The sequence below is a fragment of the Flavobacterium sp. genome (assembly GCF_027531705.1).
Classification (GTDB): Bacteria; Bacteroidota; Bacteroidia; order Flavobacteriales; family Flavobacteriaceae; genus Flavobacterium.
In genome coordinates, this window is record NZ_JAPZSP010000021.1 from 120780 (window position 1) to 133990 (window position 13211).

Genomic DNA, 13211 nt, shown 5'->3' on the forward strand with positions numbered 1-13211 from the left:
CTCTTTTTTAACTGATTTTTTTACTTAAATTAGCTTCTTAAAATTCACTAATTTTCAATTAATTTATACCTCTAAATGCGACACTTTTATTTCTCTTTTCTTTGCATTTTTACCCTATTTATAACCAGTTGCTCTGATGAAAAAACAACCAATTCTAACGGTCTTTTTTCTCAACTAGATGCTTCCGAAACAGGTATAAATTTCACCAACGAAGTAAAAAACGGTGAGGACATGAATATTTTTAAATACCGAAATTTTTACAATGGCGGTGGTGTGGCAATTGGGGACATAAATAACGATGGATTATCAGATGTTTTTTTTACTTCTAACCAAGGGGAAAATAAATTATATCTCAATAAAGGCAATTTTAAATTTGAGGATATTTCAAAAAAAGCTGGAATAGTTTTACCTAAATCATGGTCAACGGGTGTGGTAATGGTCGATATCAATGCTGATGGCTTATTGGATATTTATGTTTGTAACGCAGGTAGTAACATCAATTCTATTAGAAAAAGTCAACTTTTTATCAATAACGGCAATCTAACTTTTACCGAAAAAGCCGAAGAATATAACCTAGCAGATACAGGAATTACAACCCATGCCGCTTTTTTTGACTATGATAAAGATGGCGATTTAGATTGTTATATTCTAAACAACAGTTTTATTCCAGTAAGTAGTTTGAATTATTCTAACAAACGCGAATTGCGAGATAAAGATTGGGATGTAAACCCAGTTTTGAAAGGTGGTGGCGATAAATTAATGCGAAATGATAATGGAAAATTTACCGATGTAAGTGAAAAAGCGGGCATTTTTGGTAGTTTAATTGGTTTTGGACTGGGTGTAACTATTGGTGATGTAAACAACGATTTGTATCCAGATATTTATATTTCAAATGATTTTTACGAAAGAGATTATCTCTACATTAATAACAAAAACGGTACTTTTTCTGAGCAAGTTCAATCTTGGACTTCGCACATAAGTCAATCGTCAATGGGTGCCGATTTGGCGGATATTAATAACGATGGAAAAGCCGATATTTTCACAACAGACATGTTACCAGAATCTGACGAAAGAACTAAAAACACTACTTCTTTTGATAACTACGATTTGTTGACACGCAAATTGAATCTCGATTTTTACAATCAATACATGCAAAATACTTTGCAGGTTAACAATGGAAATAACCAGTTTATGGAAATTGCTAATTATGCCAATGTAGCTAAAACTGATTGGAGCTGGGGCGCTTTGATGTTTGACATGGACAATGATGGTTATAAAGATATTTATGTTTGTAACGGAATTTACCATGACTTGACCAATCAAGATTTTATGGACTTTTTTGCCAATGAACTAATGCAAAAAATGGCAATTACTGGCAAAAAGGAAGAGATGGAAAACATTATCAACAAAATGCCAAGTACACCAATCTCTAATTACGCTTTTAGAAACAACAGAAATCTTTCGTTTACAAATGAAGCTCAAAATTGGGGGTTGGCAACGCCAAGTTTTTCAAATGGAGCTGCTTATGGCGATTTAGATAATGATGGCGATTTAGATTTGATTGTAAATAATGTAAATATGCCTTCATTTGTTTACAAAAATAATTCTGAAAAAAACAAAGAAAACCATTTTGTAAAAGTAAAATTGAAAGGTGATAACCAAAACAAATTTGCAGTTGGAAGTGCTGTTGAATTGTTTTCGGGTAACGAAATTCTGCGTCAAGAATTAATTCCATCTCGCGGATTTCAATCTTCAACCGATTATACATTGACTTTTGGAATCGGAACCAAAAAAATAGATTCACTTAGAGTGATTTGGCCCAATGATAAATTTCAAACCATTACCAATGTTGCTTCTAACAAAACGATTACTTTATCAATTACTGATGCTAAAGCAACTTTTTCTATTAAAAATAAAACAGAAAAAGCTTTGTTCTCGGAACAATCTTCAACACTTTTAACTCATAAGGAAAACGATTATATCGATTTTGATTACGAAGGATTAATTTCAAAAATGCTCTCACAAGAAGGGCCAACTATTTCAGTAGCCGATATCAATAACGATGGAAATGACGATTTGTATATTGGTGGTGCAAAAGGTGCTGACGGGAAAATATATCTAAACAACGGCAGTAATTCTTACAAAGCGACCACTCAATCTGCATTAGAAGCGGATGCTACTTATGAAGACACCGCTTCTGCCTTTTTTGATGCAGATGGTGATGGCGACCAAGATTTGTTAGTAGGAACTGGCGGAAATGAAAAAGCAGATCAAACCAATTATAAAAATCGATTGTATCTAAATAACGGAAAAGGAGTTTTTACCAAAAGCACTTTACTAATTCCGTCAACCAATAACAATGTTTCAGTAATTGCACCATATGATTTTGATAATGATGGTGATGTAGATGTTTTCATTGGTAGTCGAAGTGTTCCGGGCGTTTATGGAATTGACCCGAAACATCTTTTATTAGAAAACGATGGCAAAGGAAATTTTACCAATGTAACAGACAAAAAAGCTTTCAAACTTAACGAAATAGGAATGATTACAGATGCTGTTTGGGAAGATATTGACAATGACAACAAGAAAGATTTAATTATTGTTGGCGAATGGATGGCTCCAAAAATCTTCAAAAATACGGGAAGACGATTGGCAGAATTCAAAAATAATTTGACCGATAAATATGGTTTTTGGAATGCGGTTGCTTGCGTTGATTTAAATAACGATGGAAAAAAAGATTTTGTTTTTGGTAACAAAGGAACAAACACAACTTACAAATGCAATGCTGATAAACCAATGAAATTATTTGTTAACGACTTTGATACCAACGGAACAATTGAGCAAATAACCACACAAACTATCAATGGAAAAGATATGCCGTTAAACATGAAAGGCGAATTGGCAAAACAAATTCCTTCGATAAAAAAGAAAAATTTGAGCTATTTAGATTACTCCAAAAAGTCAGTTCAAGAAATTTTTGATGCCGAAGTAGTAACCAATTCTATTGTAAAAAAAGCAACTATTCAGGAAAGTGTTATTGCTATCAACAAAGGAAATGGTCAATTTGAAATCAAAGTTTTACCTAAAGAAGTGCAGTTTTCTGCCGTAAATGCTATTTGCGTTACCGATGTAAACAATGATGGAATACTAGACATTGTTTTGGGTGGAAATCAATACGAATTTAAGCCACAATTTTCAAGATTAGATGCCAATTTTGGAAGTGTGCTGATTGGAAATAAAAAAGGCGAATTCTCTTGGTTACCTTACAATCAATCTAGATTTATAGTAAAAGGTGAAATCAAAAACCTAAAAATGATTAAAAACAAAAGTAAATCAATGACGATAATAGCGGTATTGAATAATGATAAACCGAAAATTTTCAAACGCAATGACTAATTTTTTCAAAATCTTAGGCGTTACTCTTTTAGTAGCTAGCTGTTCGCAAAAAGAAGATAGATTGTTTGAAAAATTGGCTTCAAGCGATAGTAATATTACTTTTAAAAACGAATTAGATCCTACCAAAAACATATCAATTCTTGATTATTTATACTACTATAATGGTGGCGGTGTTGCGATTGGTGACATCAATAACGATGGTTTAGTTGATGTTTATTTCACTTCTAATCAAGGCAAAAACAAATTGTATCTTAACAAAGGCAACAATAAGTTTGAAGACATTTCGGTAAAAGCAGGTGTTGAAGGCGAAAGCGATTGGAACACCGGAACCGTAATGGCAGATGTTAATGGCGATGGATTTTTAGATATTTATGTTTGTGCAGTTGTCGGAATCAACGGTTTTGAAGGGCATAACGAGTTGTTCATTAATAACAAAAACAACACTTTTACTGAAAGTTCAGCCGAATATGGTTTGGATTTAGATAATTACAGTTCATCGGCAGCCTTTTTAGATTATGATTTAGATGGTGATTTGGATATGTATCTTCTCAATCACGCAGTTCACAACGAAGCTTCTTTTGGAAATGCGGACATTCGTAACAAAAGAAGTTATGAAACAGGTGACAAATTGTTCAAAAATGACAACAATAAATTTACAGATGTAAGCGAACAAGCTGGCATTTTTGGCGGTGCAAATGGTTACGGACTAGGAATAGCCGTTTCAGATTTTAACCTAGACGGTTATCCAGATATTTTTATAACTAATGATTTTCACGAAGATGATTATTATTATCTAAACAATGGCGATGGAACTTTTACAGAAAGTTTAAAAACCTATTTCGGTCATACAAGCCGTTTTTCAATGGGATTGGATGTAGCCGATATAAATCATGATGGTTTTCCTGATATTATGACGCTTGATATGTTGCCTGAAGATGAGAAAGTTTTAAAATCTTCACTTGGTGATGACAATGTTCAAATGTTAAAAATGCGAACAGAAAAACTAGGTTATCATTATCAATATACACGTAATATGTTGCAAATAAACCAAGCTGGTAAGCATTTTACAGAAACTGCTCTATTAAGTGGTGTAGCTGCAACCGACTGGAGTTGGAGTGCACTTTTTGCCGATTATGACCAAGATGGTGAGCAAGATATTTTTGTGTGTAACGGAATCCCAAAACGACCTAACGATTTGGATTATGTCAAATATTATTCTAATGATGAGGTAAAAACCAAACTCAATTCGACTAAATTATTAGATAAAGAAGCTTTGAAAAGAATGCCAAGTGGCAATGTAACCAACTATGTTTTTCAGGGAAATGCTGATTTGAATTTTAAAAATAAATCCTCTAATTGGATTGAAAATGATTCAATAACCTCCAACGGAAGCGGTTATGCCGATATTGATAACGATGGCGATTTAGATGTAATCACAAACAACTTGAATAGCGAAGCATCAGTTTACATTAATCAAACAAATTCTAAATCAAATTATCTCAAAGTAAAATTGCAATTTGTTGGCAAAAATACCTTTGGAATTGGCACAAAAGTGATTTCATATACTAAAGGTAAAAAACAGTTTAAAGAATTACATACAACGCGCGGATTCCAATCTTCATCTGAACCAATAGTGCATTTTGGTTACAAAGAAAAAACCAATTTGGATTCGTTAGTGGTAATCTGGCCAGATAAAACTTTTCAAACAATCAAGAATGTAAAGGTTAATCAAACGCTGGTTGTAAAAGCTAATTCAAGTAGAAAACCGTTTAATTACAATTCATTGCAACCAGTAATTCAACCAATTTTCAAAAAAGTTGAAGATAATCTAGGGATTAATTTTACCCATCAAGAAGACGATTTTATCGATTTTATGTATCAAAAATTGATGCCCTACAAACATTCCGATAGAGATCCTGCAACGGCAATTGGCGATTTGAATAACGACGGGAAAGAAGATGTTTACTTTGGTGGCTCAAAAGGATTTGCCTCACAAGTTTACCTTCAAACAGCTACTGGTTTTGCCAAAAAATCTTTTCCTGAATTAGAGAAAAATACTTTATTTAATGATGCATCGGCGGTTATTGGTGATTTTAATAATGATAAAATAAACGATCTTTTTGTAGCTTCTGGCGGTGGCGAATTTGCCGCCAATTTGCAAGACAGATTATATTTTGGAAGTAACGGCAATTTTACACAAACAACTTTGCCACAACTAATGCAAAATGCTTCTGTTGCAAAATCTTTTGATTATGATAACGATGGTGATTTGGATATTTTCATCGGAAATAATTCTAAAAACAATCGTTTCGGAAGCATGCCAAATTGTTATCTTTTAAATAATAACAAAGGCATTTTTACGATTACTCAAAACAAAACTTTTGAAGAAATCGGAATGGTAACCGATGCCGTTTTTTCTGATTTTAATAAAGATGGAAAAACCGATATAATTGTTGTTGGCGAATGGATGAAACCAACTTTTTTTGCTAATAAAAATGGACAATTTTCTAACGTAACCGAAACCGTTTTACCTGAAAAAAGCAATGGTTTATGGCAATCGATAATTCCATTTGACATTGATAATGATGGCGATTTAGATTATCTGGTTGGAAATTGGGGAATGAACTCAAAATTCAAAGCTACACAAGAGTTTCCAATGAAAATGTATTATGATGATTTTGACAAAAATGATACTTTTGAAACCATTGTTGCTATCGAAAAAGGCGGAAAATATTACACAACAATGGGATTAGACGAATTAGCAGAACAATTCAGCGGAACAATCAAAAAGAAATTCAATGCTTACAAAGATTTTGCAGGAAAAACAGTTGAAGAAATTTTTGATGCAAATTGGCTTTCAAATGCAAAATTGTTTAAAGTTCACAATCTAAAATCAGGTTATTTGAAAAATGAAAAAGGTAAATTTGTTTTTGTTCCGTTTTCTAACAATATGCAAGTTGCACCAATTACATCATTCGTAAAAAGTAAATTTGATGATAAAAACGAAAGTGTATTTGCTGCCGGAAATTATTTTGGTGTGACACCTTATCATAGTAGATTTGATGGTTTTTCGGGTGCATTAATAACAAATGAAAAATCTATTTTGCTAGGTCATCAAATAGGAATTGACTTAACGCAAAAAGCCGTTAGAAATCTAAATATCATAAATGTTAACGGAAAAAGTTATTTGTTGGTAACCATCAATAACAAGAAAGCCGAAGTTTACCAAATAAACTAGTTAAAATATAATGACTAAAATGAAACTAAAAATTTTATCTATTTCAGCACTGTTTCTTTTTATTTCTTGTAAAAAAGAAGAAGCAATTGTTGTAACACCAAACGATTACGAAGCATCAATTGAAAATGTAACTCAAATTTTGATTCACGATATTTTTTCGCCACCAGTTGCTTCTCGAATATACGCATATCCAAATATTGCTGCTTATGAAGTGATAGCGCAAAATAGTAAAACCTATAATAGTCTTCAAGGACAACTAAAAGGGTTAGATTCTATTCCGGTTTTAGATGTAAAAAGTAGTGTGAACAAAAATGTAGCTGCTTTGGTTGCGCATATGGAAGTAAGTAAATCATTAGTTTTCTCTGAAGAATTGGTCGAAAAATTCCGTGATAGTCTTTATGCAAAATGGACTAATGAAAATGAAAAAGAATTTGAAGTTTCAAAAGAATATGGGTTAAAAGTAGCCGAAAGAATCAAAAAATGGTATGGAAAAGACAACTATAAACAAACACGTACTTTTCCGAAATATACTGTAAATGCTAATGATAAATCGCGATGGCAACCAACACCGCCAGCCTACATGGATGGTGTAGAGCCACATTGGAGTAAAATTAGAACTATGGTTATCGATTCGTCTTCTCAGTTCAAACCTGCGCCAGCTATTCCTTTTTCAACCGATAAAAACTCAGCTTTTTTCAAACAAGTTCAGGAGGTTTACGATATAAGCCAAGAGATGATAAAAAAAGGTGACAGTTCAGAAGAAATGAAGATTGCTAAATTTTGGGATTGTAATCCGTATGTAACAGTAAATCAAGGTCACATGATGTTTGCTAAAAAGAAAATAACACCTGGCGGACATTGGATGGGTATTACCAAAATAGCTTGTGAAACTTCCAAAGCCGATTTTGAAAAAACAGTTTATGCCAATACAGCAACTTCTATCGGACTTTTTGAAGCATTCATAAGTTGTTGGGATGAAAAATATAGAAGCAATGTTATAAGACCAGAAACGGTTATTAATCAAAATATTGATGAAGATTGGAAACCATTGTTGCAAACACCACCATTTCCTGAATATACTAGCGGACATTCAGTTGCGTCCACTTGTTCATCGGTAGTTTTGACTTCTGTCTTTGGTGAAAATTTCGCTTATTTAGACACCACCGAATTGCCTTATGGATTGCCAAGTAGAAAATTTACATCGTTTAAGCAAGCCGCAAGTGAAGCTTCAATGAGTCGTTTTTATGGCGGAATTCACTACAAAGCCGCCATCGAAAACGGAATTGTACAAGGAAAAAATGTGGGTGATTATATTGTAAAGAAAATTAAATTTTTGAAGTAAAATGACAAGCAAGAAAAAGTATTTAGTTGGTTTTATAGTAGTTTTTAGTTTGTTCTCAATCTGGTATTTGTTTGTAAAAGAAAGTGATTATATCATCAATTTCAAAGCCCAAACTTCAACAGGAACTATTTTTCAAGGTATTCAAGAATGGTCTAAACAAAGAGCTGTCAAGGAAAATGAAGTTTACACAACTTTAGAAAAAAGAAACTTTGATTTTATTTTTCAAGAAGTAAAAAAAGGAAATGAAAGTTATCAATATTCATGGGAAATGACTTCTGTAAACGATTCAACAACGGCTGTTAGTGTTGCTATTAAAGATTTGAATAATAGTATTTATAACAAATTGACAGCACCATTTTTCCCAACAAAATTTAAGGAAGAACAAATAAAAAAAATTACTGAATTCAGAGATGGTTTGAAAGAACATCTAAGTGCTTTGAAAGTAAAAATTGAAGGCGAAGGAAGTTCAGAGGAAACATTTATTGCTTATATAAACTTGAAAAGTGTTTTACAAGAAAAAGCACAAACGATGATTACAAATGATGCAAAAATAACGGGTTATCTTCAAGAAAATAAAATAAAAATTATCGGTAAACCTTATTTAGAAGTCATAAACTGGGATTTAGATGCTGAAAAATTAGATTTCAACTACTGTTTTCCTATTGATAAAAACACCCAATATATTCCAGATGCAAATGTAAAATTCAAAATGTTACCAGCTGTAAAAGGTTTAAAAGCTACTTATTATGGTAATATGAGAACTTCTGATAGAGCATGGTTTGCTTTGCTAGATTATGCGAAAAAGAACAATCTGAAATTAAACAATAAACCTTTGGAACATTTTTTCGCAAATCCTTTTAATGGCGGAAATGAATTAGAATGGGAAACTCAAATTGTAATTCCGTTTGACAAAAAATAGCTCTATTTTAAACATAATTCATAAAATTTAACAACAACGATAACGTTTTCGGAACTTTTCAAGCTGGTTTTTTGCTAATTATTTAATTTTGAATAGTAATAAAACTATTTTTGAGTTGAGTTGGTAAGATGAATGGCTTCCTCTCAATAAAACTATTAAAAGTTTTCATGTTTGTTTAGAATAGTTTTCATTTCAATTGATTTGAAAACTATTTTTTTTGATTATAAATTTTTCATTTTTACTTAAAAAAATCAAATGAGTTCTAAAATAAAACTAAGTTTCTGGCAAATCATCAATATGAATGTTGGTTTCTTCGGAATTCAATATAGTTTCGGTTTGCAACAAAGTGCTGTAAATCCTATTTATGATTTTCTCGGAGCAAGTCCAGATGAACTTCCACTATTAAATCTTGCCGGACCATTAACAGGTTTGTTGGTACAACCCATAATTGGAGCATTAAGCGATAAAACATGGTCGCCAACTTTTCGAGGAAGAAGAAAACCGTATTTCTTTATAGGAGCATTAGTTTGTAGTATTGCTTTATTTCTTTTCCCATTTAGCAGTTCGTTATGGATGGCGGCTGGTTTACTATGGATCTTAGATGCTGGAAACAATACCGCAATGGAACCCTACCGTGCTTTTATTGCAGATAAATTAGATGACCAACAACAACCAACAGGTTTCTTAGCACAAAGTTTTTTTACTGGTTTCGGGCAAACCTTAGCCAATGTTTCGTTATTCATTTTTCCACTAATTTTTATTGGTACAACGGGTAAATTGCCAACATGGGTTTTTGCGTCGTTTTTTCTTGGAGCTGTTTGTTCTATAGCATCTGTTTGGTGGAGCGCAAGAACAACTGAAGAAATTCCACCAACTGAAGAGGAATTGCAAAAAATAAAATCTGAAAAACTAAACATTTTTACACCTTTCATTGATATTTTTGATGCTGTAAAAGAAATGCCAAAAGTAATGTGGCAACTTGCTTTAGTCTATCTTTTTCAATGGTATGCATTGTTTTGTTATTGGCAAAACTCATCCAAAAGTATCGCGCTTTCAGTTTGGAATACTTCGCCAGAAAAAGATATGAAGTTGTACGGTGAAGCTGTAAGTTGGACAGGTTTGGTAAACGGTTGGTATAACATTGTAACTTTTTTAGTAGCCTTTTTATTAGTTGGTTTTGCCAAAAAATATTCGCCTAAAATGGTGCATTTTGCGTGTTTACTTTTGGCAGCAATCGGATTTTTAGCTTTTCCACATATTGAAAATAAATATTTACTTTTCCCAGCTATAACTGGTTTCGGAATTGGTTGGGCAAGTATGATGGGAATTCCTTATTTAATGGTGGTTTCCAATATTCCTAAAGAACGTTATGGCGTTTATATGGGAATTATCAATATGATGATTGTGATTCCAATGTTTATTCAAACAATAACATTTGGTTATATAATGAAACATTTTCTTAACAACGATGCACGTTCAGCAATTACATTTGCTGGTGTTTTATTGATTGTAAGCGCTATTTGTACGTTGTTTATTACTACTAAAAAACAATCCGATTTACCACTTTCTTAAATATAAATAACTGATAAATTATAAAATTCAAACTTTAAACTTTTTACTTTAATTTGAAAAATATAGATATTATTTGCATCGGAGAAGTTCTTATAGATTTTATTGGTCATGAGATCAACACTTCTATTAATAGAACAAAAGACTATCATAGATTTTTGGGTGGTTCACCAACAAATGTCGCAGTTAACGCCTCTCGATTGGGTTTAAAATCTCTACTTGTAGCTTCCTGCGGACAAGACGGTTTGGGCGAGTATATAGTCAGAAAATTAAAAGATAATCATGTAAATACATCTCAAATTGCTAAATTAGAATCTGCACCAACTTCTGTTATTTTTGTATCAAAATCTACTGAAACACCCGATTTTATTGCTTACAGAGAAGCAGATTGTCAAATTTCTGAAGATCAATTACCTGATGAAATTATTGCTGATGCAGCTATTTTTCACACTACTTGTTTTGCGTTAAGTAAAAATCCAGCAAGACAAACTATTTTGAACCGTGCCAAAAAAGCAGCAGAATTAGGATTACAACTAAGTATCGATATTAATTTCTCAGAAAGAATTTGGCCCAATCGCGAAGAAGCCAAACAAGTTTTAGCAGAATATTTATCATTAAATCCATTAGTAAAACTAAGCGAAGATGATTGTTACCGACTTTTTGCAGAAGTAAAAACTGAGGATTTTATTTTTGACTATTTTCATAAATTAGGTGCATCCAGAATTTGTTTGACCAAAGGAAAAAATGGCGTTGTACTTTCAGATTCAGAGCAAGGATTGTTTTTTCAAGAAGCATTGCCAATTGAAGAAATTAAAGACACAACGGGTGCAGGTGATGCTTTTTGGACAGGATTTTTGTACGCTCAATTACACAAAAAAGAGCTAGAAGAAAGCATTTCAATTGCCCAAAGATTAGCTTCAATAAAATTGCAAAATGTTGGGCGATTACCAGATAATATTAATATTTTATCTAAACTTTTATAAAATAGTATGCATCAAAATAATTCAAAAATCGTAAATGGTGTAATGCTTAACGCGTATCCAGATAGTATTGGAACAAAGTTAAGCGATACAGTAAGCATGCTCAAAATGCCCGAATTTAAAGATGCTTTTTCATTATTTTATGTGTTACCAACTTTTTTTAATAGCGATTTAGATAGAGGATTTTCTGTAATTGATTACGATATAAATACCGATTTAGTTGCGTTAAAAGATTTACATGACATTGAAGAACTGAATATTAAATTAAAGTTTGACATAGTTTTAAATCACCTTTCAGTCGCATCGCCACAATTTAAAGATATTCTCAAAAACGGAAATCAATCTAAATTTAAAGATTTTTTTATCAATTGGAACGAGTTTTGGGAAGGAAATGGCATTAAAAACGAAGACGATATTATTGTTCCAAAAGCTGCATTTTTGGATAAATTATTCATGCGAAAATCTGGTTTGCCAATTTTAAAAGTGCGTTTTCCAGACGGAACAGAACATCCTTATTGGAATACTTTTTATCAGCAAATAACCTACAGTAAAATCGCTGTTTCCGATTTACAAAATATAAAAGATATTTCAGAAAATCAATGCCAGTTTATTTGTAAAAAAATAAATGATGCTATTGAAAATAATCATGATTTTAGTACAATTGATTTTGAAGATTGTGTTTCTTTCAAATCAGAAATTTTACAAATTGTAGAAAAAAATCGTTCCTATCTTGGACAAATGGATGTAAATGCAAATTCTCCATTAGTATGGGAGTTTTACGAAGAAACTTTAAAAAAAGTAAGCGATTATGGCGGAAACATTCTTCGTTTAGATGCATTTGCATATTTACACAAACAAGTTGGCGAGTCAAACTTTTTTAACAAACCCGGAACTTGGGATTATTTGGAACGAATTAAACAAATTGCACAAAAAAACAATCTACTGCTTTTGCCAGAAATTCACGCAGAATACGGATTGCATTTGCACGATGAAGTAGCTAATGAAGGTTATTATATTTATGATTTCTTTTTGCCAGGATTAACCATTCATACTATCGAAAATAAAACTTGTAAAGCATTGCTAACTTGGGCAAAAGAAATTATTGCTAAAGGTTACAAAACAGTAAACATGTTGGGTTGTCACGATGGAATTCCAGTTTTAGATTTGAAAGGAAAAGAAGTTAATGGTCAATATAACAAAGGTTTACTAGAAGATGAAGAAATAGATGCCATAATGACCAAAATTATGGATCGTGGCGGTCGTGTAAAAAACTTGTATGACGCAGCAGGAAAAAAAGTTTCGTATTATCAAGTAAATGCTACTTTTTTTAGTGCCTTGGGTGAAGACGAACAAAAGTTACTTTTGGCAAGAGCAATACAATTATTTATGCCAGGAATACCTCAAGTTTGGTATTTGGATATTTTTGCAGGAAAAAATAATTATGAAGCTGCCGATAATGGCGGTAGTGCCGGACATAAAGAAATTAACAGAACTACATTGTCATTGGAAGACATTGCCAATGGTCTAAAAACAGATGTTGTCAAAAAACAATTGGAGTTAATTCGTTTGCGAAATACTTCAAAAGCATTTTCAGGAATTGTAGAAATTAATGATAATCAGGCTGATATAATTGATATTAAATGGACAAATGACGATGAAGTAGCACATTTAATTGCAAACCTAACAACTCGTAGTTTTTCAATTCATCATACAGAAAATGGTAGTATTACTGAAATGAATTTTTAACTTGTGTTAAACAAAAAATCT

General features: G+C 32.2%; 7 protein-coding genes. All 7 read left to right on the forward strand.

Annotated features, from left to right (window positions below):
• The first annotated feature begins 75 nt into the window (after positions 1-75).
• On the forward strand, positions 76-3396 hold the full coding sequence (locus O9267_RS09175; RefSeq protein WP_298178413.1) for a VCBS repeat-containing protein: 3321 nt from the start codon (positions 76-78) through the stop codon (positions 3394-3396).
• Entirely contained in the window at positions 3389-6634 is a 3246-nt protein-coding gene (locus O9267_RS09180; RefSeq protein WP_298178415.1) for a VCBS repeat-containing protein, read from the forward strand. The genes O9267_RS09175 and O9267_RS09180 overlap by 8 nt, the downstream gene beginning before the upstream one ends.
• Before the next feature lie 10 nt (positions 6635-6644).
• The gene (locus O9267_RS09185) at positions 6645-7976 is read left to right on the forward strand and encodes a vanadium-dependent haloperoxidase (protein ID WP_298178418.1); all 1332 of its coding nucleotides are present in this window, start codon (positions 6645-6647) and stop codon (positions 7974-7976) included.
• Between the two features lies 1 nt (position 7977).
• Complete coding sequence (locus O9267_RS09190) at positions 7978-8895, forward strand: hypothetical protein (protein ID WP_298178421.1); 918 nt, start codon at positions 7978-7980, stop codon at positions 8893-8895.
• A gap of 255 nt (positions 8896-9150) precedes the next feature.
• Positions 9151-10467 carry an MFS transporter gene (locus O9267_RS09195; protein ID WP_298178424.1) on the forward strand — a complete coding sequence of 439 codons (1317 nt, stop codon included), beginning with the start codon at positions 9151-9153 and terminating at the stop codon, positions 10465-10467.
• Between the two features lie 53 nt (positions 10468-10520).
• On the forward strand, positions 10521-11447 hold the full coding sequence (locus O9267_RS09200) for a carbohydrate kinase family protein (protein WP_298178427.1): 927 nt from the start codon (positions 10521-10523) through the stop codon (positions 11445-11447).
• 6 nt (positions 11448-11453) lie between these two features.
• On the forward strand, positions 11454-13190 hold the full coding sequence (locus O9267_RS09205) for a glycosidase (RefSeq protein ID WP_298178430.1): 1737 nt from the start codon (positions 11454-11456) through the stop codon (positions 13188-13190).
• Positions 13191-13211: the final 21 nt, after the last annotated feature.